The organism is Nocardioides sp. GCM10030259 (assembly GCF_042666375.1).
Taxonomy (GTDB): domain Bacteria; phylum Actinomycetota; class Actinomycetes; order Propionibacteriales; family Nocardioidaceae; genus Nocardioides.
Window position 1 is genome coordinate 1 of the sequence record NZ_JBHTDF010000003.1, and the last position, 24,251, is coordinate 24,251.

Annotated in this window: 24 protein-coding genes; 13 read left to right on the forward strand and 11 right to left on the reverse strand. The window is 71.3% G+C overall.

Translation table 11 applies throughout. The annotated features are described in order from the left end of the window. Window positions 1-77 precede the first annotated feature (77 nt). Window positions 78-2,282 (reverse strand): hypothetical protein, encoded by a 2,205-nt coding sequence (locus tag ACFQQI_RS02620; protein ID WP_378557515.1) that lies wholly within the window; start codon window positions 2,280-2,282, stop codon window positions 78-80. Between the two features lie 118 nt (window positions 2,283-2,400). Here ACFQQI_RS02620 and ACFQQI_RS02625 point away from each other — a divergent pair, with 118 nt between their 5' ends. The 5 genes from ACFQQI_RS02625 to ACFQQI_RS02645 all read left to right on the forward strand — a co-directional run bounded on the left by ACFQQI_RS02625 (window position 2,401) and on the right by ACFQQI_RS02645 (window position 7,110). Further along, window positions 2,401-2,832 carry an NUDIX hydrolase gene (locus tag ACFQQI_RS02625; protein ID WP_378557518.1) on the forward strand — a complete coding sequence of 144 codons (432 nt, stop codon included), beginning with the start codon at window positions 2,401-2,403 and terminating at the stop codon, window positions 2,830-2,832. A 181-nt stretch (window positions 2,833-3,013) separates the two neighbouring features. After that, on the forward strand, window positions 3,014-4,867 hold the full coding sequence (gene dnaK / locus ACFQQI_RS02630) for a molecular chaperone DnaK (protein ID WP_378557521.1): 1,854 nt from the start codon (window positions 3,014-3,016) through the stop codon (window positions 4,865-4,867). Then, window positions 4,864-5,463, forward strand: coding sequence for a nucleotide exchange factor GrpE (gene grpE, locus ACFQQI_RS02635; RefSeq protein WP_378557524.1), 600 nt, complete (start codon window positions 4,864-4,866; stop codon window positions 5,461-5,463). Before dnaK ends, grpE begins: the two co-directional genes overlap by 4 nt. A gap of 31 nt (window positions 5,464-5,494) precedes the next feature. Next, window positions 5,495-6,676 carry a molecular chaperone DnaJ gene (gene dnaJ, locus ACFQQI_RS02640; protein ID WP_378557527.1) on the forward strand — a complete coding sequence of 394 codons (1,182 nt, stop codon included), beginning with the start codon at window positions 5,495-5,497 and terminating at the stop codon, window positions 6,674-6,676. Beyond that, window positions 6,676-7,110: a heat shock protein transcriptional repressor HspR gene (locus ACFQQI_RS02645; protein ID WP_378557530.1), complete on the forward strand. Its 435-nt coding sequence runs from the start codon at window positions 6,676-6,678 to the stop codon at window positions 7,108-7,110. Before dnaJ ends, ACFQQI_RS02645 begins: the two co-directional genes overlap by 1 nt. 80 nt (window positions 7,111-7,190) lie before the next feature. On the opposite strand, the gene ACFQQI_RS02650 is transcribed toward ACFQQI_RS02645, so the two are convergent. After that, a complete protein-coding gene (locus ACFQQI_RS02650; RefSeq protein ID WP_378557533.1) occupies window positions 7,191-7,973 on the reverse strand; it encodes an Ig-like domain repeat protein in 783 nt (260 codons plus the stop codon). Between the two features lie 250 nt (window positions 7,974-8,223). Between ACFQQI_RS02650 and clpB the strand changes: the two genes are divergently transcribed. Together clpB and ACFQQI_RS02660 are read left to right on the forward strand one after the other, a co-directional pair. Next, window positions 8,224-10,809 carry an ATP-dependent chaperone ClpB gene (gene clpB / locus ACFQQI_RS02655; protein WP_378557536.1) on the forward strand — a complete coding sequence of 862 codons (2,586 nt, stop codon included), beginning with the start codon at window positions 8,224-8,226 and terminating at the stop codon, window positions 10,807-10,809. Between the two features lie 94 nt (window positions 10,810-10,903). After that, window positions 10,904-11,920: a hypothetical protein gene (locus ACFQQI_RS02660; RefSeq protein ID WP_378557539.1), complete on the forward strand. Its 1,017-nt coding sequence runs from the start codon at window positions 10,904-10,906 to the stop codon at window positions 11,918-11,920. Between the two features lie 46 nt (window positions 11,921-11,966). Here ACFQQI_RS02660 and ACFQQI_RS02665 read toward each other — a convergent pair whose 3' ends face one another. After that, window positions 11,967-13,121 (reverse strand): pyridoxal phosphate-dependent aminotransferase, encoded by a 1,155-nt coding sequence (locus ACFQQI_RS02665; protein ID WP_378557542.1) that lies wholly within the window; start codon window positions 13,119-13,121, stop codon window positions 11,967-11,969. Window positions 13,122-13,150: 29 nt separating this feature from the next. Between ACFQQI_RS02665 and pyrE the strand changes: the two genes are divergently transcribed. Both pyrE and ACFQQI_RS02675 read left to right on the forward strand, forming a co-directional pair. Further along, window positions 13,151-13,675, forward strand: coding sequence for an orotate phosphoribosyltransferase (gene pyrE / locus ACFQQI_RS02670; protein ID WP_378557545.1), 525 nt, complete (start codon window positions 13,151-13,153; stop codon window positions 13,673-13,675). Then, on the forward strand, window positions 13,675-14,337 hold the full coding sequence (locus tag ACFQQI_RS02675) for a DedA family protein (protein WP_378557548.1): 663 nt from the start codon (window positions 13,675-13,677) through the stop codon (window positions 14,335-14,337). The genes pyrE and ACFQQI_RS02675 overlap by 1 nt, the downstream gene beginning before the upstream one ends. Here ACFQQI_RS02675 and ACFQQI_RS02680 read toward each other — a convergent pair. After that, complete coding sequence (locus tag ACFQQI_RS02680; RefSeq protein WP_378557551.1) at window positions 14,288-15,049, reverse strand: DedA family protein; 762 nt, start codon at window positions 15,047-15,049, stop codon at window positions 14,288-14,290. The genes ACFQQI_RS02675 and ACFQQI_RS02680 overlap by 50 nt on opposite strands. A gap of 132 nt (window positions 15,050-15,181) precedes the next feature. Between ACFQQI_RS02680 and ACFQQI_RS02685 the strand changes: the two genes are divergently transcribed. After that, window positions 15,182-15,820 (forward strand): TrmH family RNA methyltransferase, encoded by a 639-nt coding sequence (locus ACFQQI_RS02685; protein WP_378558329.1) that lies wholly within the window; start codon window positions 15,182-15,184, stop codon window positions 15,818-15,820. 3 nt (window positions 15,821-15,823) lie between these two features. On the opposite strand, the gene ACFQQI_RS02690 is transcribed toward ACFQQI_RS02685, so the two are convergent. Genes ACFQQI_RS02690 through ACFQQI_RS02715 form a run of 6 tightly spaced genes read right to left on the reverse strand, consistent with a single transcriptional unit; the run spans window position 15,824 to window position 19,271 of the window. Further along, entirely contained in the window at window positions 15,824-16,180 is a 357-nt protein-coding gene (locus tag ACFQQI_RS02690) for a dihydrofolate reductase family protein (protein WP_378558333.1), read from the reverse strand. A gap of 9 nt (window positions 16,181-16,189) precedes the next feature. Continuing rightward, entirely contained in the window at window positions 16,190-16,681 is a 492-nt protein-coding gene (locus ACFQQI_RS02695) for a SigE family RNA polymerase sigma factor (protein ID WP_378557554.1), read from the reverse strand. Beyond that, window positions 16,678-17,619 (reverse strand): hypothetical protein, encoded by a 942-nt coding sequence (locus tag ACFQQI_RS02700; protein ID WP_378557557.1) that lies wholly within the window; start codon window positions 17,617-17,619, stop codon window positions 16,678-16,680. Before ACFQQI_RS02700 ends, ACFQQI_RS02695 begins: the two co-directional genes overlap by 4 nt. A 33-nt stretch (window positions 17,620-17,652) precedes the next feature. Then, complete coding sequence (locus tag ACFQQI_RS02705) at window positions 17,653-18,123, reverse strand: TIGR00725 family protein (RefSeq protein WP_378557560.1); 471 nt, start codon at window positions 18,121-18,123, stop codon at window positions 17,653-17,655. 9 nt (window positions 18,124-18,132) lie between these two features. Further along, window positions 18,133-18,627 (reverse strand): SigE family RNA polymerase sigma factor, encoded by a 495-nt coding sequence (locus ACFQQI_RS02710; RefSeq protein WP_378557562.1) that lies wholly within the window; start codon window positions 18,625-18,627, stop codon window positions 18,133-18,135. Continuing rightward, a complete protein-coding gene (locus tag ACFQQI_RS02715; RefSeq protein WP_378557565.1) occupies window positions 18,624-19,271 on the reverse strand; it encodes a hypothetical protein in 648 nt (215 codons plus the stop codon). Before ACFQQI_RS02715 ends, ACFQQI_RS02710 begins: the two co-directional genes overlap by 4 nt. 171 nt (window positions 19,272-19,442) lie before the next feature. Here ACFQQI_RS02715 and fbaA point away from each other — a divergent pair, with 171 nt between their 5' ends. After that, the gene (gene fbaA / locus ACFQQI_RS02720; protein WP_378557568.1) at window positions 19,443-20,474 is read left to right on the forward strand and encodes a class II fructose-bisphosphate aldolase; all 1,032 of its coding nucleotides are present in this window, start codon (window positions 19,443-19,445) and stop codon (window positions 20,472-20,474) included. A gap of 59 nt (window positions 20,475-20,533) precedes the next feature. Here fbaA and ACFQQI_RS02725 read toward each other — a convergent pair whose 3' ends face one another. After that, window positions 20,534-22,030: a DHA2 family efflux MFS transporter permease subunit gene (locus ACFQQI_RS02725; protein ID WP_378557571.1), complete on the reverse strand. Its 1,497-nt coding sequence runs from the start codon at window positions 22,028-22,030 to the stop codon at window positions 20,534-20,536. Between the two features lie 117 nt (window positions 22,031-22,147). On the opposite strand from ACFQQI_RS02725, the gene ACFQQI_RS02730 reads away from it, so the two are divergent. Then, window positions 22,148-22,576 carry a DUF3151 domain-containing protein gene (locus tag ACFQQI_RS02730; protein WP_378557574.1) on the forward strand — a complete coding sequence of 143 codons (429 nt, stop codon included), beginning with the start codon at window positions 22,148-22,150 and terminating at the stop codon, window positions 22,574-22,576. An 88-nt stretch (window positions 22,577-22,664) separates the two neighbouring features. Next, window positions 22,665-24,116, forward strand: a complete 1,452-nt coding sequence (gene lysS, locus ACFQQI_RS02735; protein ID WP_378558336.1) for a lysine--tRNA ligase — start codon at window positions 22,665-22,667, stop codon at window positions 24,114-24,116. Window positions 24,117-24,251 lie beyond the last annotated feature (135 nt).

Consider the following 24,251-nt stretch of genomic DNA (forward strand, 5'->3'; position numbering starts at 1 on the left):
CGACCAGGTGCCCTACAACCCCGACCTACACGGCCGGCTCAGCACCCTCACTCAGGAGGCTGCTTGACATAGGGCTCTCAGGCGTCCCCCCGTCCGATCCGGACCAGCGCGCACCCGGAGACCAGCAGCAGGCCCGCCAGTGCGGCGAGCAGCCCGCTCGGACCACCGGCATCGGGCAGCGGCGGAGCGGTCGTCGCCGGCGGCCGGTTCAGCCCGGGTGGGCGCTCCGGCTGCTGCGGGTTGGCGCACGCCACGGTGGCGGGCGGATAGGTCACGCTCGTCGCGTAGTGCGGGTTGACGTCGAACGAGACCGTGATGCCGCCCCGGGTCCAGCCGAAGTTGCGGTCGCCCACGTCGACGTACCGCCCGTCGACGAGGTCCCAGCCCGGCCACATCAGTGGCTCCGTCGCCGAGGCGCCCGGCCACAGCAACCGGCCCGTGAGCGGCAGGTCGCGGACGACGTGGTCGGGCCCGTCGGGATTCACGAACGTGATCCGCAACGGTCGCGGGTCGTCGGTCGCGAAGCCGGCCGGCAGGTCGACCGCGTAGCTCAGGTACGGCACCGTGTCGACGCAGGTCGCATCGACGCCGCCCGGCTCCAGCGGGCACTGCTCGTCCGTGAGCGGCGGGTAGGACAGCACCAGCCGGTCCGCCAGGTTGCCGTCGCGGTCCTCGAGCAGGGTGTCTCCCTTCGCGGTGAACGTGACGTGCGAGTCGTCGGTGATCTCGGCGGTCCAGTACTCGTTCTCCCGGTCGAAGACGACGCGGTCGTTCGCGGAGTAGCACGGGTCGACCGCGCGGACCGTCGGCTGCACCGGTACGGCGACCGGCTGGCAGCCCGTGCCGACCGGTTCGATCACCACCGTTCGCACCCCGTCGACGAACCCGTTGGCGTCGGTCACCTGGTAGCCGTCGGCCGGCGTGGCGGTGACGGTGTAGGTGCCGGGCGCGAGCGAGCCCAGGGTGCGGGGGTCGACCACCGAGCCGGCGGCGTCCCGCGTCACGTACGTGACGCCCTGCTGCACCGGCACGACGATGCCGCCGCCGGTCGCCGCGGCGTCCGGCCCGGGCACGCAGACCCCGGAGGTGATCCCGACGTCCGGGGTCACGCAGGTCGCCGGTGCGGCGACCGTGACGACCCTGGTCGCCGTACTGCCGTCGACCCGCCAGCCCGACGCCGCCGCGTTGTCGAACGCCACCGCCCCGTCGGTCAGGGTCGCGGTGATGACGTAGTCACCGGCCGCGAGGCCGCTCCAGCTCCCGCCCGAGATCGAGTACGCGACGTGGTCACCGGACATCGGGGTGATCGCGGCGGGCACGCCGCAGCTCGCCGCCGGGGTCACGACCGGGTCCGCCAGCGGGGCGACGCAGCCGTGCCGGACCTTCTCCTCGTCGGTCCACGGGGTCGTGTCGTACGGCCCGAAGACCGTCCGGCCGACGAGCGTGTGGCCGGCGTCGGCGACCGCGGTGAGGACGAGTGCCTCGGGCGGCCCGCTCGACTCCCAGTGGTAGCCCGGCCCGTCCGCGTGGGTGAGGCTCGGGCCGGTCGCGCAGTCCGGGGGCGAGTAACCCGGAGCCGTCGCGGTCACCTGGGTGCCCGGGCACTGCTCCGGCGACGTGGGCCAGGCCTTGGTCTCGACGGTCGTCCACTCCGACCACGGTCCGGCCGTCCAGGCCGTGCCGTTCCAGCTGTAGCTGCGGAACCGCGACTGCTTCGTCTTCGTGATGGTGTGTGTCGTGCAGTCCGGCGCGCCGTGCAGCCATCGGTGCTCCACGTCGTCCGGCGGCTGTGCGCAGTCGGTGCCCGGCGGCTGATCGTCCGGCATCTCCGGGCAGGCGTCCGGTGGCTCGCACGGCGACGACGTGCCCGAGCGCTCGAAGGTCCAGCCACGCGCGCCGTCCGGGTCGTCCCAGGCGGTCACCGAGACGGTCCAGCTGTGCGGCGTCGCGGCGTCGCCGAGCGCGAAGGCCTGGCCGTACGACGAGCCGAAGGTCGTCTCGGCGCGGGTCTCCCCGTCGACCACGACCCGGACCGTGTTGGGCCCGCCCGACGCCACGTATCGGGTCAGGTCGACGGTCAGCTGCTCGCAGCTCGCGTCGACCGAGGCGGTGTGTGCAGAAGCCGGGCTGCCGCCGACGGCGACGAGCCCCAGCGAGACCAGGAGCAGTGCTCCCAGCCGTGTCAGGATCGCGAGGATCCGAGGTGTCCCACGGTCGGAACGCGAGGACGCGTGACCGTGAGAGCGCAGGTGAAATGTCGTGTTGTATTTGCCCCCCAGCATCGGGCCACCCTCAGTCGGACTGGTCTAGACGTCTTCGTCGATTTTGGGTATCTGGCCGGAAAGTTTCTGCATCTCCGCGGGAGATCGGACACGGCCGCCGTACGCGAGGATGAGCCGCATGGAGCCCGGACCCGACTTCACCGAGTACGACACCCGCCTCGGCGCGTACGCCGTCATCGCCCGCGACGACCACGTGCTGCTCGCGCTCTGGAACGAGCCCGAGGTGCCGACCTGGACCCTGCCCGGCGGCGGCGTCGAGCTGCACGAGTCACTCGAGGACGGCGCGGTGCGCGAGGTCCGGGAGGAGACCGGGTACGACGTCCTGCTCGGCCGGCTGCTCGGTGTCGACACGCGGGTGAGCGCACCCGGGGACCGCTTCGTCCCGTCGGACCGCTGGCAGAAGAACGTCCGGGTCGTCTACGAGGCGACGATCTCCGGCGGCGACCTGGCTGCCGAGGTCGACGGCACCACCGACGAGGCCCGATGGATCCCGATCGCCGACGTCCCCGGGCTGACCCGGGAGCAGATGGTGGCCCGGTTCGTCGGCTGAGGTTCGTCGGCTGAGGTTCGTCGGCTGAGGTTCGTCGGTCGAGCGGGGAACAATGTCGGCTCGACCTCCGTTGGGCCGAGTGAGCAAACTTGAGTTGAGTCGACTCAACTAATTTGTCAGACTCACTGCGGCAGCGCACGATGGCTGCGAAGCAGGACCCAACACCGGAGGTAGGAAAGACATGGCACGTGCGGTCGGCATCGACCTGGGCACGACGAACAGCGTCGTGGCCGTCCTGGAGGGTGGCGAGCCCACCGTCATCGCGAACGCGGAGGGTGCGCGCACCACTCCGTCCGTCGTGGCCTTCGCCAAGTCCGGCGAGGTGCTGGTCGGCGAGGTGGCCAAGCGGCAGGCCGTCACCAACGTCGACCGGACCATCCGGTCGGTCAAGCGCCACATGGGCACCGACTGGAAGCAGAAGATCGACGACAAGGACTTCACGCCTCAGCAGATCAGCGCGTTCGTGCTGCAGAAGCTGAAGCGCGACGCCGAGGCCTACCTCGGCGAGCCGGTCACCGACGCGGTGATCACGGTCCCGGCGTACTTCTCCGACTCCCAGCGCCAGGCCACCAAGGAGGCCGGCGAGATCGCGGGCCTCAACGTCTCCCGCATCGTCAACGAGCCCACCGCGGCCGCGCTGGCCTACGGCCTCGACAAGGGCGACGACCAGACCATCCTCGTCTTCGACCTCGGCGGCGGCACGTTCGACGTGTCCCTCCTCGAGATCGGCGAGGGCGTGGTCGAGGTCAAGGCGACCTCCGGCGACAACCACCTCGGTGGTGACGACTGGGACGCCCGGATCGTCGAGTGGATGGTCAAGAAGTTCAAGGACAACAACGGCGTCGACCTCGGTGCCGACAAGATCGCCAAGCAGCGCCTCCAGGAGGCCGCGGAGAAGGCGAAGATCGAGCTCTCCTCCTCGAGCGAGACCACGATCCACCTGCCCTACATCACCCACGGCGAGTCCGGCCCGCTGCACTTCGAGGAGAAGCTCACCCGCAGCGAGTTCCAGAAGCTCACCTCCGACCTGCTCGACCGCACCAAGGCGCCGTTCCAGAGCGTGCTCAAGGACGCCGGAGTCAACGTCAGCGGCATCGACCACGTCGTGCTCGTCGGCGGCTCCACCCGCATGCCCGCGGTGACCGACGTGGTGAAGGAGCTGCTCGGCGGCAAGGAGCCCAACAAGGGCGTCAACCCGGACGAGGTCGTCGCCGTCGGCGCGGCCCTGCAGGCCGGCGTGCTCAAGGGCGAGGTCAAGGACGTGCTGCTCCTCGACGTCACCCCGCTGTCGCTCGGCATCGAGACCAAGGGCGGCGTGATGACCACCCTCATCGAGCGCAACACCACCATCCCGACCAAGCGGTCCGAGATCTTCACGACCGCCGACGACAACCAGCCGTCGGTCGAGATCAAGGTCGCCCAGGGCGAGCGCCAGATGTGGTCGCAGAACCAGCCGCTCGGCAACTTCGAGCTGACCGGCCTCCCGCCGGCCCCGCGCGGCGTGCCGAAGATCGAGGTCACCTTCGACATCGACGCCAACGGCATCGTGCACGTGACCGCGAAGGACCAGGCCTCCGGCAAGGAGCAGTCGATGACGATCTCCGGCGGCTCCGCGCTGTCGAAGGACGACATCGACCGGATGGTCAAGGAGGCCGAGCAGTACGCCGAGGAGGACGCCCAGCGTCGCGCCGCGGTCGAGACCCGCAACCAGGCCGACCAGCTCGTCTACACGACCGAGAAGTTCCTCGCCGACAACGCCGAGAAGCTGCCCGAGGACGTGAAGACCGAGGTGCAGGCCGACGTCGACGCGCTCAAGGCGGTCCTCGAGAAGGACGACGCGTCCGCCGAGGACCTCCAGGCCGGCATCACCAAGCTCGGCGAGTCCAGCCAGAAGATGGGCGCGGCGATGTACGCCGCGGCCGAGGCCGACCAGGCCGCCGCGGGCGGCACGGACGGCTCGACGGGCGAGGCCGACGACGACGTCGTCGACGCCGAGATCGTCGACGAGGACACCAACGAGGGCGAGAACAAGTGACCGAAGAGAGTCACGCCGACGAGGAGCTCTCGGCGGTCGAGGAGGTTGCGCAGCAACCGTCTCGAAACCCCGAGAGCCCTACGGAGGAGTCCGAGGTCGATGGTTTCGAGGCGGGCGCCAGCGCGCCTTCCTCAACCACCGACGAGGCCGTGGAGGACGAGCTCGCCGTCGCCCGCCGCCAGCTGGCGGAGCGCACCAACGACCTCCAGCGGCTGCAGGCCGAGTTCGTCAACTACAAGCGCCGGGTCGAGCGGGACCGCGAGCTGATCAAGGAGAACGCGACGTTCGCCGCGCTCGCCCCGATCGTCGACGTCCTCGACACCGTCGACCGGGCCCGTGAGCACGGCGACCTCGACCCGGGGTTCCGGGCCGTCGCCGACCAGCTCGAGCGGGTCGTCGCCGGGGTCGGGCTCGCGAAGTTCGGCGCGCCCGGCGAGGCGTTCGACCCCACGATCCACGAGGCGCTGAGCCACATCGGCGAGGACCCCGAGGTCGAGGTGACCACCTGCAAGGTGATCGCCAAGGCCGGGTACCGGATCGGCGACCGGGTCGTCCGCGCCGCGCAGGTGCTCGTCGTCGACCCGGCGTCGAGCTGACCGCCGACGACAGCAGGGAGGGAGGTGTGCGATGAGCAGTGACGGATTCCGTGCCGACTGGGCGCAGAAGGACTTCTACAAGGTGCTCGGCGTCCCCAAGGACGCGACCAACGACGAGGTCAAGAAGGCCTACCGCAAGCTCGCGCGCGCCAACCACCCCGACTCCAACCCCGGCGACACCGCCAAGCACGACACCTTCAAGGCGGTCGCCGAGGCCTACGACGTCGTCGGCGACCCCGAGAAGCGCAAGAAGTACGACGAGATGCGGTCGGCCTACGCCGGCGGCTTCGGCGGCTTCGGCGGCGGAGGGTTCCCGGGCGGTGGTGGCGCCGGAGGCTTCGACATCAACGACCTGCTCCGCGACCGCGCGGCCGGTGGTGGCGGCTTCGGCGACATGTTCGGCGACCTCTTCGGTGGCGGCCGCGGCGGCCGCGGCTCCCGGCGTACGGCGCGCGCGCAGAAGGGCGCCGACGTTGAGACCACGGCGACGATCAGCTTCACCGACGCCATCGAGGGCGTGACGGTGTCGCTGCGGCTGACCGCCGACTCCGCCTGCCCCGACTGCAAGGGCACGGGCGGCAAGCCGGGCACGAAGCCGCACGTCTGCCCCGAGTGCGAGGGCGCCGGCTTCATCGTGGCGTCCGCGGGCGGCGCGTTCTCGATCAACGAGACGTGCCCGATGTGCGGTGGGCGGCAGCTCGTCTACGACGAGCCGTGCCCGACCTGCAGCGGCAGCGGCCGCGGCGTCTCGTCGCGCACGATCCAGGCGCGGATCCCCGCCGGCGTCAAGGACGGCCAGCGGATCCGGCTGCGCGGCAAGGGCGCGCCCGGCGAGAGCGGCGGACCGGCGGGCGACCTCTACGTCACCGTGAAGGTGTCCTCGCACCGCCTCTTCGGGCGCAAGGACCACAACCTCACGCTCGACGTGCCGGTCTCGTTCGACGAGCTCGCGCTCGGCGCCGACATCAGGATCCCCACGCTGGGCGGCGCCCCGGTGACGCTCAAGGTCCCGCCGGGCACGCCCAACGGCCGCACCTTCCGGGTCCGCGGGCGCGGTGCCCCGAAGGCCGACGGGAGCAAGGGCGACCTGCTCGCGACGGTCCAGGTCACGGTGCCGGCGTCCGTCGAGGGCCCGGCCCGCGACGCCATCGAGGCCTACCGGACCGCGATGGCCGGTCGGCCGTTGCGCACCAAGCTCTTCGAGGACGCATGATGCGCGGCCGCACGCCCTTCGAGCCGCCGTCGCCCGACGCCGCGGTCTTCGTGATCAGCGTCGCGGCCGAGCTCAGCGGACTGCACCCGCAGACCCTGCGCACCTACGAGCGGATGGGGCTGATCACGCCCGGTCGCACCGGCGGTGGCGGCCGGCGCTACTCCGCCCGTGACATCGAGCTGCTGCGCGAGATCAGCGACCTGACGTCGTCGGGCATCGGCATCGAGGGCGTGCGCCGCATCCTCGAGCTCGAGCACCGGGCCGCCGCGCTGGCGGCGCGCAACGAGGAGCTCCAGGCCGAGCTCGCCGCGACCCGCGAGGCCCTGCGCCAGGCGATGACCGCCCGGCGTACCCAGGCGCCGCCGAGCCGGCTGCCCGCCCTGCGACCGCCGGACCCCGATCAGTCGCTGGTGGTCTGGCGCCGGAGCCGCTGAGTCGGGCATGCCCTGAGACGACGCTGACCCGCCCGGGGATCCGGGCGGGTCAGCGGTCTGTCAGCGGTGAGTGCGGGACCTCAGGGGACCAGCGTCACGGTGATCGGGGCGGAGTAGATGTAGTCGTCGAACCCGGCGTCGTCGGTGTAGTACGCGTAGTAGGTGACGGTGGTGCCGGGCGTGATGCCACGCTTCTCGAGATCGCTCATGAACTCGTAGTGGCTGAACTCGAAGGCGCCGTTCGTGCCCACCGGCGCCATGCAGCAGTAGTCCGGGGACGACGAGCCACCCTTGATGTTGCCGTCCTTGTAGATGTCGACCCAGCCCTTGGTGGCGACCGCGTCCTTGAAGTTCACGGTGCCGGTGATCGCGGTGCCGGAGTACTGGTAGGCGTCGATGGCGGCCTGGGAGTAGGTCAGCGAGGTCGCCGAGACGGCGATCGCGGAGTTGTAGACCCGGACGCTGGTGGTCTTCTTCTTGCTCTTGTACTTCGCCGTGACCTTGTACGAGCCGGGCGCGGTGGTGCTCGCCAGCTGGTATGACGCCTTGCCCTTCTTGAGCTTGGCGGTGCGCACGGCCGTCCCGTTGAGCAGGAACGTGACCTTGCCCTTGGCCTTCTTCTTGCCCTTGGCGACGGTCGCGGTGACCTTCACGCCGGGCTGCCCGTAGTGGGAGTAGCCCTTCTTGCCCTTGCTCAGCTTGATCTTGAGCTTCTTCTTGGCCTTGGCGGCCACCTGCGTGTGCTGCTCGACCTGGCTGGTGGCGCCCGGCGTGGCGTTCGCGGCCGTGGTGATGGCGGCCGTGGGCACGCTCAGGGCCAGCGCCGCGACGAACGCCGTGGCGGTGCGACTGATGAGGTTCATGCGCTCTGCTCTCTGCATCGGGAGTTGATCGGAACTCCCTGGAGCGGATGGCCCCCGAGATGTCCCCCGTTGTGACGTGGTGGTGCTGCCCGTGGGGCGGGTGGGGCAAACAGGTGGTCTAGTCCAGTCCGCGGGAACCATGGGGGCCTTTCAAGAGTTGAGTGGAATGGACTCAACTTTTCTGATGTTGTTCCGATGGAACGTCACCCGGTGGTGGCCCACGCACGAGATCAGCAGGAGAATCACGCCCATGAGCCAGTTCGGCGCCGAGAAGTTCACGACCCGCAGCCGCGAGGCGATCGAGGCCGCCCAGGTGGCAGCGACCACCGCAGGCAACTCCGCCGTCGAGCCCGTCCACCTCCTCGTCGCCCTGCTCCTCCAGGAGGGGGGCACCCCCGCCTCGCTGGTGAGCAAGTCCGGCGCGGACCCTGCAGCGCTGGTGCGCGCGGCGGTCGCCGTCCGCGACGGCCTGCCCAGCGCCAGTGGCGCGAGCGTGCAGGCGCCGAAGGCGTCGCCGGCGCTGACCCGCGTGCTGGCGAGCGCGCTCGACCTCGCGGGCAGTCTCAACGACGACTACGTCGCGACGGAGCACCTGCTGATCGCGATCGCGACCGTCGAGAGCCCGGCGCAGAAGGTGCTCACCGACGCGGGCCTGACCGCCGACGGCCTGCGCGAGGGCCTGACGGCCGTGCGCGGCAACCGGCGGGTGACGAGCGAGGACGCGGAGTCGACGTACGAGGCGCTGGAGAAGTACTCCGTCGACCTGACCGCCGCGGCCGAGGAGGGCCGGCTCGACCCGGTCATCGGCCGCGACGCCGAGATCCGCCGCGTGGTGCAGGTGCTGTCGCGGCGTACGAAGAACAACCCGGTGCTGATCGGCGAGCCCGGCGTCGGCAAGACCGCCGTCGTCGAGGGCCTCGCCCAGCGCGTCGTCGCCGGCGACGTGCCCGACTCGCTCAAGGGCCGCCGGGTGCTCAGCCTCGACCTGACCGCGATGGTCGCGGGCGCGAAGTACCGCGGCGAGTTCGAGGAGCGGCTCAAGGCCGTGCTCGACGAGATCAAGTCGGCCGAGGGCCAGGTCATCACGTTCATCGACGAGCTCCACACGGTCGTCGGCGCCGGCGCCGGCGGCGACTCCGCGATGGACGCCGGCAACATGCTCAAGCCGATGCTCGCCCGCGGCGAGCTGCACATGATCGGCGCGACCACGCTCGACGAGTTCCGCGAGCGCATCGAGAAGGACCCCGCGCTCGAGCGTCGCTTCCAGCAGGTCTTCGTCGGCGAGCCGAGTGTCGAGGACACCATCCAGATCCTGCGCGGCATCCAGGAGAAGTACGAGGCGCACCACGGCGTCCGCATCACCGATGCCGCGCTGGTCGCCGCGTCCACCCTGTCCGACCGCTACATCAGCGGCCGCCAGCTGCCCGACAAGGCGATCGACCTGATCGACGAGGCCGCGTCGCGGCTGCGCATGGAGATCGAGTCGTCGCCGGAGGAGATCGACCAGCTCCGCCGGCAGGTCGACCGGCTCAAGATGGAGCAGTTCGCGCTCGAGAAGGAGACCGACGACGCCTCCCGCGAGCGGCTCGACGCGCTGCGCCAGGACCTCGCCGACCAGGAGGAGCAGCTGCGCGCGCTCGAGGCCCGGTGGGACCTCGAGAAGCAGTCGCTCGAGGGCGAGGGCGAGCTGCGCCGCCAGCTCGACCAGCTGCGCATGGAGGCCGACCGGCTGCTGCGCGAGGGCAACCTCGAGGGCGCGAGCCGGATCAACTACGAGTCGATCCCGTCGCTCGAGCGGAAGATCAGCGAGGTCGTCGCGGCCGAGAAGGCCGACGTCGAGCCGCTGGTCGGTGACGAGGTCGGCGCCGAGCAGGTCGCCGAGGTCGTCGAGGCTTGGACCGGCATCCCGGTCGGCCGGATGCTCGAGGGCGAGACCGCCAAGCTGCTCCGCATGGAGGAGGTCATCGGCGAGCGCCTGATCGGCCAGCGCGCCGCGGTCACGGCCGTCAGCGACGCCGTACGCCGATCGCGGGCCGGCCTCTCCGACCCCAACCGGCCGACGGGCTCGTTCCTCTTCCTCGGCCCGACCGGCACCGGCAAGACCGAGCTCGCGAAGTCGCTGGCCGACTTCCTCTTCGACGACGAGCGCGCGATCGTGCGCATCGACATGAGCGAGTACTCCGAGAAGCACTCGGTGGCCCGCCTGGTCGGCGCCCCTCCGGGCTACGTCGGGTACGACGAGGGCGGCCAGCTCACCGAGGCCGTGCGGCGCCGTCCGTACTCGGTGGTGCTGCTCGACGAGGTCGAGAAGGCCCACCCCGAGGTCTTCGACATCCTGCTGCAGGTGCTCGACGACGGACGGCTCACCGACGGCCAGGGCCGCACGGTCGACTTCCGCAACACGCTGCTGATCCTGACCAGCAACCTCGGCTCGAGCTTCCTCGTCGACCCCACGCTCGACCTGGAGAAGAAGCGCGAGTCCGTGATGGCGACGGTGCGGGCGTCGTTCAAGCCGGAGTTCCTCAACCGGCTCGACGAGGTCGTGATCTTCGAGGCGCTGACGCTCGACGAGCTGACGCACATCGTCGACCTCCAGCTCGGCCTGCTCGAGAAGCGGCTCGCCGTCCGGCGGATCACGATCTCGGTCACCGAGGACGCGAAGCGCTGGCTCGCCGACACCGGCTACGACCCGGCGTACGGCGCGCGGCCGCTGCGCCGCCTGATCCAGACCGCCATCGGCGACCCGCTGGCGAGGATGCTGATCGGCGGGCAGGTCGCCGACGGCGGGTCGGTGACCGTCGACAGGGGTGACGCCGGTCTCGAGATCCGCACGTGACCCCTGCGTCGGCTCACGTGGGACGGACACCATCGTCCGCGATGACGTCTGAACCGTGATCTGAGCGCGACCGTCCCCGTGATGGAATGACGGCGTGGGCGAACCGGTGCGCGATCGACCCCGCCAGGTGACGCTGGCGGGCTGGCTGCTGATGGTCGGGTCGGGGTTCGTCGTCCTGCTCGTGTACCAGCGCGTCGGCTCCCTGCACTCGCTCGAGACGCAGGCGGCGGTCGACCGATTCCTGTCCGAGCCGCCGGGCTCCGACCTCGGCGTCTCCGACGACACGGTGATCTCCGTGATGCGCACGCTCGCGATGGTGACCGGTGGGTGCGCGGCGGCCGCGGGCATCCTGGGCTACCAGGTGCTGCGCCGCAGCCGGAGCGCCCGGCTCGCGGTGAGCGTGCTCGCGGTGCCGCTCTTCTTCGCCGGCCTGGTGACCGGCGGGTTCCTCACGTCGGTCGTCGCCGCGTCGGCGGCGATCCTGTGGCTCCAGCCGTCGCGCGCGTGGTTTCGAGACGCTCCCTCGTCCCTCGGGAGCTCCTCAACCCAAGGGTTCGGCGGCACGGCCCCGCCGGATCGGCGGCCGGCGCCCTCGGCGACCCCGACCTCCCCGCCTCCGGTGCAGCCCACGGCGTACGCCGGTCCGGCGGCCCGGCCCGCGCCCACCGGCCGTCCGGCAGCCGTGCTCTGGGCCTGTGTGCTGACCTGGATCTGCACCGCCGCGACCGTGGTCGGCCTGGTCGCGAGCGCCGTCGTGCTCGCGGTCTCGCCCGACCCGCTGCTCGACCAGATGCACCGCGACAACCCGGAGCTGGCCGAGCAGGGGATCTCCGACGACCTGCTGCTGACGGCGACGTACCTGATGATGGCGGTCATCGTCCTGTGGTGCGTCGCCGCGGCGGTCCTGGCCGCACTGGTGCTGCGCCGCGCCGACTGGGCGCGCATCGTGCTGATCATCTCCGCCGCCACCGCCGGGGCCCTCAGCCTGCTCGGCTCGCTCCTCGGCGCGGTCCTGCTCGCCCTCCCGCTGCTCGCCAGCGCGCTCTGCATCGGCTTCCTGGTGCGCCCCGAGACCCGCGCCTGGTTCGCGGATCGTCGGGATACCCCCTGACGTCTTCGGGGTGTCCCGGCCCGAACGACCCCGAAATCGTCAGGGACTACCGCGACAGGTCGGCCTTCGAGAGCCGCGCGATGCCCTCCTCGATGACCGCCAGGTCCTTGCAGAACGCCCAGCGGACCAGGTGGCGACCGGCGTCGGAGTCGTAGAAGCCCTGGGTGGGGATCGCGACGACGCCGGCGCGCTCGGGGAGGGCGCGGCAGAAGGCCATGCCGTCCTCCCAGCCGAGGGCGGAGATGTCGGTGCTGGCGAAGTAGGTCCCCTCGGGCACGCGTACGTCGAGGCCGACGTCGGCCAGCCCCGCGCAGAGCAGGTCGCGACGCGCCCTGAGGTCGGCGGCCAGCGCGGCCGGGAAGTCCGGCTCCTCGTCGAGGGCGTGGGCGACGGCCGGCTGGAGCGGTGACCCCGACGTGAACGTCAGCCACTGCTTTGCGGCGAGCACGGCCCCGACGAGCTCGGCCGGGCCGGTCGCCCAGCCGACCTTCCAGCCGGTGAACGAGTAGGACTTGCCGGCGCTCGAGAGGCTGAGCGTCCGCTCGAACATCCCGGGCATCGTCGCCAGCGGGACGTGGTCGTGGCCGTCGTACACCAGGTGCTCGTAGACCTCGTCGGTGATGACCACGAGGTCGTGCTCGATCGCGACCTCGGCGACGGCCCGGAGCTCGGCGGGGGTGAGGACCGTGCCGGTCGGGTTGTGCGGCGAGTTCAGCAGCACGAAGCGGGCACGCGGCGTGACCGCCGCCCGCAGCTCGTCGGCGTCCAGCCGGAAGCCGGGGGACCGCAGCGTCACGGGACGGCGGACGCCGCCGGCCATCTGGATCATCGCCGTGTAGGAGTCGTAGTAGGGCTCGAGCACGACCACCTCGTCGCCGGGGTTCACCAGCCCGAGCAGCGCGGCCGCGACGCCCTCGGTGCAACCGGTGGTGACGACGACCTGGCTGTCCGGGTCGAGCTCGAGCCCGTAGTGGCGCAGCTGGTGGCGGGCGATCGCCTGCCGGAGGGCGGGTACGCCGGGGCCGGGCGCGTACTGGTTCTGCCCGCTCTCGAGCGCGTGCACGGCGCGGGCGATGACCTCCGGAGGACCGTCGACGTCGGGGAAGCCCTGCCCGAGGTTGACCGACTGGGTCCGCACGGCGAGCGCCGACATCTCGGAGAAGATCGTCGGGGGGATGCCGTCGAGACGCTGCGCGAGCATGCAGCCGACAGTAGCTAGGCTCTGGAGGCGTGGACGAGACCCTCGCTGCCGACATCGACGCGATCTGCCGACTGACCGGGGAGTTCACGCTCCGCTCGGGCCAGCAGGCCACCGAGTACTTCGACAAGTACCTGTTCGAGGCCGATCCGCAGCTGCTGCTCCGCGTGGCCCGCGAGATGATCTCGCTGCTGCCGCCCGACACCGACCTGCTCGGCGGGCTCGAGCTCGGCGGGGTGCCGATCGCGACGATGGTCAGCAGCCTGACCGGCCGGCCGGCCCTCTTCGTGCGCAAGAAGGCCAAGGAGTACGGCACCTGCAAGCTGGCCGAGGGCCCGGACGTCGCCGGGCGCCGGGTGACCCTGGTCGAGGACGTGATCACCACCGGCGGCGCCGTACGCGACGCGACGCGGGCGCTCCGCGAGGCCGGCGCCACGGTCGAGGTCGTGGTCTGCGCGATCGACCGAAGTCCCGCGGGCGAGAACCCGCTCGCCGACGTCGGGCTCGAGGTGCGGCCGGTCCTCACCAAGGCACAGCTGGACGCCGCTCGGGGCTGATGGTCGCGGTGGCGGCCTCGGACGACCTCGGCGTCGTCGGGGAGGCGGCTGTCGACCTGATGCAGGCGATCGGTGCGCCCGGCGTCGGTCTGCTGCTCGCGGTCGAGGCGCTCTTCCCGCCCATCCCCAGCGAGATCGTGCTGCCGCTGGCGGGCTTCGCGGCCAACCGGGGCACCTTCTCGCTGGCGGCTGCGCTGGCCTGGTCGATCCTGGGGTCGCTCGCCGGAGCACTGCTGCTCTACGGGGGCGGACGGCGGTTCGGCCGCGACCGGGCCCTGGCGCTCTGGGTGCGCCTCCCGCTCGTGGACGAGGACGACTTCGTGCGCACGGAGGAGTGGTTCGACCGGCACGGCCAGAAGGCCGTCCTCCTCGGCCGGATGGTGCCGATCTTCCGCAGCCTGATCTCGATCCCGGCCGGGACGCATCGGATGCCCCTCGGCCGTTTCGTGCTGCTCACCACCGTCGGCAGCGCGATCTGGAACACCGTCTTCATCGGGGCCGGCTACCTCCTCGGGGAGGAGTGGCACCTGGTCGAGGAGGCCGCCGGCTGGCTCCAGTACGCCGTGGTGGCGCTGGTCGCCGCGGGGTTCGGCTGGTGGCTGGTGCGCCGGGTCAGGCGCCGTCGCCGCCGCGCTGGTGGGTCGTCGTCGGCATCCCCATGATGTCGAGGTCCGGCACGCCGTCGCCGTCGTTGTCGTCGGCGCGACGGCTCGACGTACGACGGTGCCGCCACCACTCGTAGGCGATCGGGACGACCGTGAAGGCGAGGATGACGAGGATCGCCTTGTCGATGTTCTCGCCGAGGCCCGGGAACGCCTGGCCGAGGGTGAACCCGAGCAGCAGGATGCTGCCGACCCAGAGGACCGCGCCGATGAAGCTCCACACCAGGAACCGGCGGCGGTCCATACGGGTGACGCCGGCGACGACGGTGATGAAGGTGCGCACGAACGGGACGAAGCGGCCGATGACCAGCGCCTTGTTGCCGTGCTTCTCGAAGAACGCGTGGGTCTGGTCGAAGTACTTCTTCTTGAGGAGCCGGCCGTCGCGCTCGTAGAGCGGTGGCCCGATGGCGCGGCCGATCTCGTAGCCGACGACGTTGCCGAGGAAGGCCGCGATCGTCAGCAGCACGGACGCGATGAGGAGCTCCACGACCGGCGGGGTGCCGAACATGTCGATGCGGCCGGAGTTGAGGAAGAGGCCGAGCGCGAAGAGCAGCGTGTCGCCGGGGAGGAACGGGAAGAAGAGCCCGCACTCGATGAACACGATGAGGAGGCTGACCCAGTAGAAGGCTCCTCCGAACTTGTCGAGGAGCCAGTTGGGATCCATCCAGTCCATGCCGAGCAACATCGGCTGCACGAGCAGGACATCGATCACGCGACAACGGTACCTGTCGGCTCAACGCGTTTTGGTATCGACGGGATGGCCCGTTAGCCAATGGTTACCTCTCGGCGGGTTAGGGTCGCGCGCGTGGGCGCCGACGACGAGACCCGCGCGCCGTACGACCCGATGCCGCACGGCCCGGCCGAGGTGGGTGTCGGGCCGTGGGTCGGCCCGTGGCCGGAGGGGGAGCAGTACGACGCGCGCCTGCTCGCCGAGGGGGACCGGCGCAACGTCGTCGACCGGTACCGCTACTGGACCGTCGAGGCCATCGTGGCCGACCTGGACGCCCGGCGGCACGACTTCCACGTCGCGATCGAGAACTGGCAGCACGACTTCAACATCGGGACGATCGTCCGCTCCGCGAACGCCTTCCTGGCCGCCGAGGTGCACATCGTCGGCAACCGCCGCTGGAACCGCCGAGGCGCCATGGTGACCGACCGCTACCAGCACGTGCGGCACCACCCGACCGTGGCCGACCTGGCGGCGTACCTCCACGGGCGCGGCGTCGTCCTGTACGGCGTCGACAACCTGCCCGGCTCGCTCCACCTGGAGACGACCTCGCTGCCGCGCCGGGTCTGCTTCCTCTTCGGCCAGGAGGGGCCCGGCCTCTCCGACGGCGCCCGCGAGGCGTGTGATGCGACGTTCTCGATCGCCCAGTTCGGCTCCACCCGGTCGATCAACGCCTCCGCCGCGGCCGCCATCGCCATGCACGCCTGGGTACGGCAGTACGCCGACCTGTCCGGCGAGGACGCCTGGCGCGGCTGAGCCTCAGCCTCGGGCCGGCTGACGCCGGTCGACCGCGAGCCGGATCCGCACCCGCGCGCCGTCCTGCGTCACGGCAGCGACCCGCAGCCGGCCGCTCGTGATCCGGCGGGGGAGCAGCGGCGCGCCCGCGCCGAGCGTCACCGGGCACATGCCGAGCACGATCTCGTCGAGCAGCCCGGCGTCGTCGAACTGGCCGACCAGGTCGCCACCGCCGACGACCCAGATGCCGCCCTCGACGGTCGCCGCGCGGAGTCTCGAAGAGCCAGTCGAGGGAGTTGTGCTCGTCCGCGATGAATCCGTCGAGGGTGCAGGCGGTGAAGTAGATGACCTTCGGCATGCACCGACGCTAGGCCCGCGGATCGGTCGCCGTCAGTGGTTGCTGGCGAGGGCGGTGCGGAGCGCCTCGAGGCCGCGGTGGCCATGTGACTTCACCGTGCCCTCGCTGATCCGCAGCTCGGCCGCGGTCTCGGCGACGGAGAGCCCCAGCCAGTGGCGGAGCACGACGACCTTGCGCTGCATCACCGGGAGCGCCTGGAGGGCGTCGAAGAGCGCGGACCGCTCCTCGACCGGCACCCCGGCGGGTGCCGGCCGGTCACGCTCCGGGAGCCCCGCGGACTCCCGCCGCCACGGGCGCCGCGCCTCGTCGATACCGGCCCGCACGATGATCGTCCTGACGTAGGCCTCCTCCCGTCCGTCGCGGTTGATCCGCGGCCACGCGACGTAGAGCTTCGTCAGCGCGGTCTGGACGAGATCGTCGGCACGGTGCCAGTCGCCACAGATCGCGTACGCGATCCGGCGCAGGTGGGTGCGGCGGGCGCGGACGAACTCCGAGAACGCCGCGTCGCGCTCCGCGGCCCTCACAGCAGGCCACCGCCGCCCTCGGCGTACCGGCCACGTGCGAAGTCGAGGAACGCGTCGAGCGTCGCGCCCACCTCGGGCCTCGCCTCCACCGCGATGAACTCGGGCTTCGCGGCGTCCGCCGTGCTGCGAGCGAGCACGTAGTAGCGGCTGCCGTCGAGGCGGACCTCGGCGACGGCGCTGCGATCGCGGGCGGTCGCCCAGCTGGCCGGAAGGTCGGGGTGCGGACGCTGCCGGAGGACCGTGACACCATCGAGCGGTTCCAGCCCCTCGGTGTCACCGGCGAACCGGACCAGCGGCACGTCGGTGCGACCGGGCCACCCTCCGTCGGGGGTCGTCGGCGCTGTCGGTGCGTCGCCGTCGAGCAGGAACGTGGTCTTCTCCCGCGCGACCCAGCTGTCGAAGTCCGTGTGGATGAACCGCGCGGGCATGCTGCTCGAGGAGCCGCTGCCCTCGTCGTCGACGTAGCCGACCCACCAGGTGATCTCGCCCCGGGCACCGCGGTAGGACACCGCCACGGACCAGCCACCGTCCGGGCGGACGTGCAAGGGATCGTCGACGACCTTCAGGAGCTTCACCCGGGGCGACACGTGCAGGCCGTCGGGCTGGGCGGCGAGCGGCCAGTCCAGGGGCAGGCCACGGTCGACGATGACCGGGACTTCCGGACGGGTCGGAGGTGGCGTCGCGTCGACAGCGTCGGATGAGGTCGCGCTCGGCGACGGCGCGGCGGGCTGCGGCGTCGCGCGGTCGCCGCCACCGCCACTGGTGACGATCGCGGTGGCTCCGACGGCGATGACGGCCACGGCGAGCATCGACCCCGCCTCGACCAGACGCCGGCGGCGCAGCGCCGCGCGGCCCCGGGTCACCAGCAGCTCCGGTCCGGTCACGGGCGGCCCGTCGCCGAACGAACGGTCGATCTCGTCGCGGATGTCGGTGTCCATGCAGGGGATACGCAGATCGTCGGCCGTCGGTTGTCAGCCGGCGAGGAGATTCTGCAGCGCCGCGACCGCGTCGGGTGCGTCGGTGACGACGGTGCCGACGTCCTCCGGCAGCTCCCACGGGTCGATGAGCACGAGCGGGACGCCGGTACGCCGCGCGAGGGCGATCTCGCTCAGCGTGCCCCAGCTGCACCCGATCGCCAGGACGGCGTCGGCGGCCCGCACGATCAGCCCGTTGCGGAGCTCACCGAGCCCGGTGGGCAGCAGGTAGGTGTGCTCGGAGGTCCCCTCGGCGCGGTCGTGACCGGGCATCAACCCGATCGAGACCCCGCCCGCGTCGCGGGCGCCGCGGGCGGCCGCCTGCATCACGCCGTGGTGGCCGCCGGTCAGCAGCACGGCGCCCGCCCCGGCGAGGCGTCGTCCGGCCTCCTCGGCGTGGGCGAGGTCGGACGGCCGGGCGCCGTCGGCCGGGCCGACCACCGCGACGTACCGGCCTGCCAGCGACATGGCCTCACGCTACGGCGTGGTGTCCTCCACGAGCAGCGAGCGCAGCGACTCGAGCGCACGTGACGTGTGGCTCTTGACCGTGCCCGGGCTGATGCGGAGCTCCGTCGCGGTCTCCTCCACCGAGAGCCCCAGCCAGTGCCGCAGCAGCACCGTGCGGCGCTGCATGTCCGGGAGCCGCCGGAGAGCGTCGAGCAGCGCCGACGTCTCCTCGTACGCCGGCAGCGCTGGGGCGACGGCATCCGGTGGGGTCGCGCTCGCCCGCTCCCGACGCCAGGGTCGCCGGTGCTCGTCGATGTCGGCACGCACCAGGATCGTGCGGACGTATGCCTCCTCGGCGCCCTCGCGCCGCAGCCGCGGCCAGGCCAGGTAGAGCTTCGTGAGCGCGGTCTGGAGGAGGTCCTCGGCGCGGTGCCAGTCGCCGCAGATCGCGTAGGCGATCCGGCGCAGGTGCTGCTGACGGGCGGCGACGAACGCGACGTACTCGTCCTCCAGCGAGGCCTTCACGACGACGTCCGGCTGGGGATCATCGGGTCGTGGGTGTAGCCGAACCACCCGCCGCCCAGCGAGAGGCTGTCGCGCACCCATTCGTCGAAGGTGCGGTCGGGATCGGGGACGTCCGACTGGAATCCGCTCTCGCCGAAGTCCTTCGTCGCGGTGAGCAGCATCCAGACGGTCTCGCCGTCGGCTGAGACCTCCAGGGCTGCCGAGACGCCGTAGGCATCGCCGAGCACGTTGTCGTAGTAGCCGGTCACCTCGACGTCTGCGTATCCCCGCACGACCTTGCCGGAGCCGTCGAGGTGGATGTCATCCCATCCGATGCCGCGACGGCCGCAGGGGCCGAGGGAGTCCGTTTCGCACTTGGCGGCCGTCTCCGGGTCGACCGGCACCGGCGTCGCCACCTTCACCGCGGTGGTCGTGGGGCCGGCCGGCTCGACCTCGCGGTCGGAGGTGGCGAGCGGTTGGATGCCGCCGATGGCAACGGCGGCGACGACGGCGCCGGCGACGACCGTGCCCACCGCGCCCCCGGTGCGTCGGCGGCGGGCTCGCCGCCCCCGCGCGACGTACTCCCGGGGGTCGCGCAGCGGTGGCTCGCCCCCGAAGGACCGCTCGACCTCCACCCCGATCAGCTCGTCGATCCCCGCGCTCATGGTGTCTCCCGTCCGTCGTCCCGACACCCCCAGAACGGAGCGCCCGGACGATCGGTTGTCACCGTAGGCCGGATCGGGAGCTCCTGAGGGACGAACGGCCTTCGGGCGACGGACGGGTAGCCACTAGGGTCGATGGCAGAGATACGCCGTTCGCTGGAGGAGCGCAGTCAGATGCCCATCGTGACCCCCGAGAAGTACGCCGAGATGCTGGACACCGCCAAGGCGGGAGCGTTCGCGTTCCCGGCGATCAACGTGTCCTCCTCGCAGACCCTCAACGCTGCCCTCAAGGGCTTCGCCGACGCCGGCTCCGACGGCATCATCCAGGTCTCGACCGGTGGGGCGGAGTACCTCTCCGGCCCATCGGTGAAGGACATGGTCACCGGGTCCGCCGCGTTCGCGGCGTACGCCGCCGAGGTCGCGAAGAACTACCCGGTCAACATCGCACTGCACACCGACCACTGCCCCAAGGACAAGCTCGACGGCTTCGTCCGCCCGCTGCTGGCGATCTCCGAGGAGCGGGTCGCGCGCGGCGAGGCGCCGCTCTTCCAGTCGCACATGTGGGACGGCTCGGCCGTGCCGCTCGACGAGAACCTGGTCATCGCCGAGGAGCTCCTCGACCGCTGCATCAAGGCGAAGGTGATCCTCGAGATCGAGGTCGGCGTCGTCGGCGGCGAGGAGGACGGCGTCGCCCACGAGATCAACGACAAGCTCTACTCGACCCCCGAGGACGCCATCGCCACCGCGCGGGCCCTCGGGTACGGCGACCGCGGCTACTACATGACCGCGCTGACCTTCGGCAACGTGCACGGCGTCTACAAGCCCGGCAACGTCAAGCTCCGCCCGGAGGTGCTCCAGGACGCCCAGGCTGCGGTCGTGAAGGAGTTCGGCCTCGAAACCGGCGCGAAGCCCTTCCACCTGGTCTTCCACGGCGGCTCAGGCTCCTCGGCCGAGGAGATCGGCGCGGCCGTCGACTACGGCGTCGTCAAGATGAACGTCGACACCGACACCCAGTACGCCTTCACCCGGCCGGTCGCCACGCACATGTTCCAGAACTACGACGGCGTGCTGAAGGTCGACGGCGAGGTCGGCAACAAGAAGCAGTACGACCCGCGCGCCTGGGGCAAGGCCGCCGAGGCCGGCATGGCCGCCCGCGTCGTCGAGGCCTGCGAGAACCTGCGCTCCGCGGGGAAGTCGATCGGCTGAGCAGGACGCGCCAGCGGACTGCTCGATTGGTGGTCTCGGCAGGCTCGACCACCGACTCGTCAGTCCGCCGGGGCGGCAGCGCTCGCGTAGCCCGCGTGACGCGGCTTCTCGAAGAACAGCACCGCGACGAAGCCGAGGGCGAACGCGGCGACCGGCAGCAGGACCGACGTCGCCATCGCGTCGCTGAAGGACTCCGCCACGGCGGGCGGCAGGGAGACGGCGGAGGCTGACTCGCCGCCACCCTGGAACGCCGGCAGGCCCTCGGCCGCGAGGCGGGCGTCGATGGCGACCGCGATCGCGGCGGAGCCGAGCACGGCGCCGACCTGGCGGGTGGCGTTGTAGACGCCCGCGCCGGCACCGGCGAGCTGGACCGGCAGGTTGCGCGTCGCGGTCGCGCTGTTGGGTGCCCAGACGAACGCGTTGCCGACGCCGAAGACCGCCATCGGGGGCACGGTCCACCAGATCGAGGTGTCGGGCGTCATCACGAACGTCAGCCACAGCAGGCCGCTGAAGAGGCACACGAAGCCGAACGCCGTCAGCAGCCGCGGGTGCACCCGGTCCGTGAGCCCGCCGACCATCCGGGCCAGCACGATGGTCATCAGCGCCATCGGGACGAGGATCAGCGCCGACTTCGTCGGGCTCAACCCGCGCACCACCTGGGCCCAGATCATGATCGGGATCGCGACGGCCGTGATCGAGAAGCCCATCACCGAGATCGCGACGTTCGCGATCGAGAAGTTCCGGTCGCGGAAGAGGTGGAGCGGCACCAGCGGCTCGTCCCGGTTGCGCGACTGCCAGAACACGAACAGGCCGAGGGTGACCAGGCCGCCGACGATCATCGCCCAGATGACGGCGTTCCAGGAGAACTGGTGGCCCTCCTGGATGCCGAACACCAGCAGGAACATGCCGGCGCCGCTCAGCACCACACCGAGCCAGTCGAACCGGTGGCTGTGCGTCGGCAGGGTCGGCACCAGCCGGACCGCCAGCACGAAGCCGACGACGCCGACCGGCACGTTGATGAAGAAGATCCACTCCCAGCCGAGCCCGTCGACCAGCAGGCCGCCCAGGATCGGGCCGACCAGGGTGGCCACGCCCGCCGTGGCGCCCCACAGCGCCATCGCGGCGCCGCGTCGGTCGGGCGGGAAGATGCGGGTGATGATCGCCATCGTCTGCGGCGTGATCATCGACGCGCCGATGCCCTGGAGGACCCGCGCCGCGATGAGCATCTCGATCGAGCTCGTCAGGCCGCACCACAGCGACGCGAGCGTGAAGACCGTCAGTCCGACGAGGTAGAGGTTCTTCGGCCCGTAGCGGTCGCCCAGCCGGCCGGTGATGAGCACCGGTACGGCGTACGCGAGCAGGTAGGCGCTCGTCACCCACACGACGTCGTTGACCTCGGCGTTCAGGTCCTCGATCACCGCCGGCGTCGCGACGGAGACGATCGTGGTGTCGACCAGGATCATGAAGAAGCCGATGCACAGCGCGAAGAGCGCCGGCCACGGCTCCTTCCCGCCGGTCGGGTCGGTGGTCGGCGCGGTGGCCTGGGGCTGAGTCACGTCCCCACTCAACACCCGACCATGGACAATTGCTTCCATGAGCGAGCGGAGCGAGCGAATCATCCAAGGCAGCGCGACCTGTGCCTCATGCGCGCACGGAGCGAAGCGAGTACGCGCATGAGTGGCTTCAGCGGACAGGACCTGATGGCGGGACCCCCGCCCACCCACCTCCCCGAGGACCCGGCGGCCGCGGAGCTGACACCGGGCGCGGACGCCATGGACGTCGTACGCCGGCACCCCGAGTCGCCGCTCGCCTGGGCGACCCTGGCGACGCTGGCCGCGGAGGCCGAGGACGACCCGGTGACGATCTACGCCTACGCGCGGGTCGGCTACCACCGCAGCCTCGACCTGCTCCGCCGCAACGGCTGGAAGGGCCACGGCCCGGTGCCGTGGGAGCACGAGCCCAACCGCGGCTTCCTCACCTGCCTCGCGCTTCTCGCCCTCGCCGCCCGCGCGATCGGCGAGGACGCCGAGTGGGAGCGGTGCTCGGAGTTCCTCCGTGACTCCAGCCCGACCGGGTACGCCGAGCTGCTGGGCGACGCCTGAATCCGGTCGCGGACGACCGGAGTGCCGTCGGTAGCCTTGCCGGGTGACCGACACGCCCCACCAGCCCGACCTCGACCTCAACGACCAGATGCTGGTCCGCCGGGAGAAGCGGGCGCGGCTGCTCGAGGAGGGCCGCCAGGCCTACCCGGTCGAGGTGCCGCGCACGCACACGCTGGCCGAGGTCCGTGAGAAGTGGGGCCACCTCGAGGCCGGTGAAGAGACCGACGACGTCGTCGTGGTCGCGGGGCGCGTGGTGTTCGTCCGCAACACCGGCAAGCTCTGCTTCGCGACCCTCCAGGAGGGCATCGGCACCCGCCTCCAGGTGATGCTCAGCCTCGCCGAGGTCGGCGAGGAGTCGCTGGCCGACTGGAAGCACACCGTCGACCTCGGCGACCACGTGTTCGTCGAGGGGCGGGTGATCTCCTCGAAGCGCGGCGAGCTGTCCGTGATGGCCGGCCGCTGGGAGATGGCGAGCAAGGCGCTGCGCCCGATGCCGGTGCTGCACAAGGAGCTCTCCGAGGAGTCGCGGGTCCGCCAGCGGTACGCCGACATGATCGTGCGCCAGGAGGCCCGCGACATGGTCCGCACCCGCGCCGCGATCGTGCGCGCCGTCCGCCGGACGCTCGAGGACCAGGGGTACCTCGAGATCGAGACGCCGGTGCTCCAGCTCATCCACGGCGGCGCGCGGGCGCGGCCGTTCCGGACGCACATCAACGCGTTCGACCAGGAGATGGTGCTCCGGATCGCCCTGGAGCTGAACCTGAAGAAGGCCGTCGTCGGCGGCGTCGACCGCGTCTTCGAGTTCGGCCGGATCTTCCGCAACGAGGGCGTGGACTCCACGCACAGCCCGGAGTTCACGATGCTCGAGGCCTACCAGGCGTACGGCGACCAGCACACCATCGCGGAGCTGACCAAGGACATGATCCTCGCCGCCGCCGACGCGACCGGGTCGCGGCAGATCGAGACACCGGCCGGCACCATCGACCTCGACGGCGAGTGGCGCTGGCTGCCCGTCTACACCGGCGTCAGCGAGTCGGTCGGTCGGGAGATCACGCCGGACACCGACCTGGCGACGCTGCGCGCGGTGATGGACGAGCACGATCTCGAGTACGACGACGCGTGGGGCACCGAGAAGCTGGTCCTCGAGCTGCTCAGCGAGCTGGTCGAGCCGAAGCTGCTGCAGCCGACGTTCGTCTGCGACTACCCGCCGTCCGCGCAGCCCCTCGCCCGCCCGCACCGGTCGGACCCGCGGCTGATCGAGGCCTGGGACCTGATCGTCGGCGGGGTCGAGCGCGGCACCGGGTTCAGCGAGCTCGTGGACCCGGTCATCCAGCGCGAGGTGCTGACCGAGCAGTCCCGGCAGGCGGCCGGGGGCGACGTCGAGGCGATGCAGCTCGACGAGGACTTCCTCCGCGCGCTGGAGTACGGCGCGCCGCCGATGGGCGGCATGGGGCTCGGCATCGACCGGCTCATCATGCTGTTCACCGGCGTCGGGATCCGGGAGACGATCCTGTTCCCGCACCTCAAGCCCGAGGCCTGAGCCGAGGGAGGTCGAGGAGTGCCGGGACCACCGCCCAGTGGCGGCCCCGGCGCCTCGTGCTGCGCGCCCGCTCGGTGCTCGACCTCATCCCCCGATGTGGGTCGTCCACCGGGGCGCACTTCCCGGCATCATGCC

Bases quoted from the DNA above. Each gene is read 5' to 3' on its own strand.
- ACFQQI_RS02730 (WP_378557574.1), top strand. From the start codon at position 22,148: ATGAGTGGCTTCAGCGGACAGGACCTGATGGCGGGACCCCCGCCCACC.
- ACFQQI_RS02700 (WP_378557557.1), bottom strand. From the start codon at position 17,619: ATGGACACCGACATCCGCGACGAGATCGACCGTTCGTTCGGCGACGGG.
- fbaA (WP_378557568.1), top strand. From the start codon at position 19,443: ATGCCCATCGTGACCCCCGAGAAGTACGCCGAGATGCTGGACACCGCC.
- ACFQQI_RS02620 (WP_378557515.1), bottom strand. From the start codon at position 2,282: ATGCTGGGGGGCAAATACAACACGACATTTCACCTGCGCTCTCACGGT.
- dnaJ (WP_378557527.1), top strand. From the start codon at position 5,495: ATGAGCAGTGACGGATTCCGTGCCGACTGGGCGCAGAAGGACTTCTAC.
- ACFQQI_RS02715 (WP_378557565.1), bottom strand. From the start codon at position 19,271: ATGAGCGCGGGGATCGACGAGCTGATCGGGGTGGAGGTCGAGCGGTCC.
- lysS (WP_378558336.1), top strand. From the start codon at position 22,665: ATGCTGGTCCGCCGGGAGAAGCGGGCGCGGCTGCTCGAGGAGGGCCGC.
- ACFQQI_RS02625 (WP_378557518.1), top strand. From the start codon at position 2,401: ATGGAGCCCGGACCCGACTTCACCGAGTACGACACCCGCCTCGGCGCG.
- ACFQQI_RS02650 (WP_378557533.1), bottom strand. From the start codon at position 7,973: ATGAACCTCATCAGTCGCACCGCCACGGCGTTCGTCGCGGCGCTGGCC.
- ACFQQI_RS02685 (WP_378558329.1), top strand. From the start codon at position 15,182: ATGCCGCACGGCCCGGCCGAGGTGGGTGTCGGGCCGTGGGTCGGCCCG.
- dnaK (WP_378557521.1), top strand. From the start codon at position 3,014: ATGGCACGTGCGGTCGGCATCGACCTGGGCACGACGAACAGCGTCGTG.
- ACFQQI_RS02675 (WP_378557548.1), top strand. From the start codon at position 13,675: ATGGTCGCGGTGGCGGCCTCGGACGACCTCGGCGTCGTCGGGGAGGCG.
- ACFQQI_RS02645 (WP_378557530.1), top strand. From the start codon at position 6,676: ATGCGCGGCCGCACGCCCTTCGAGCCGCCGTCGCCCGACGCCGCGGTC.
- ACFQQI_RS02665 (WP_378557542.1), bottom strand. From the start codon at position 13,121: ATGCTCGCGCAGCGTCTCGACGGCATCCCCCCGACGATCTTCTCCGAG.
- clpB (WP_378557536.1), top strand. From the start codon at position 8,224: ATGAGCCAGTTCGGCGCCGAGAAGTTCACGACCCGCAGCCGCGAGGCG.
- ACFQQI_RS02705 (WP_378557560.1), bottom strand. From the start codon at position 18,123: ATGTCGCTGGCAGGCCGGTACGTCGCGGTGGTCGGCCCGGCCGACGGC.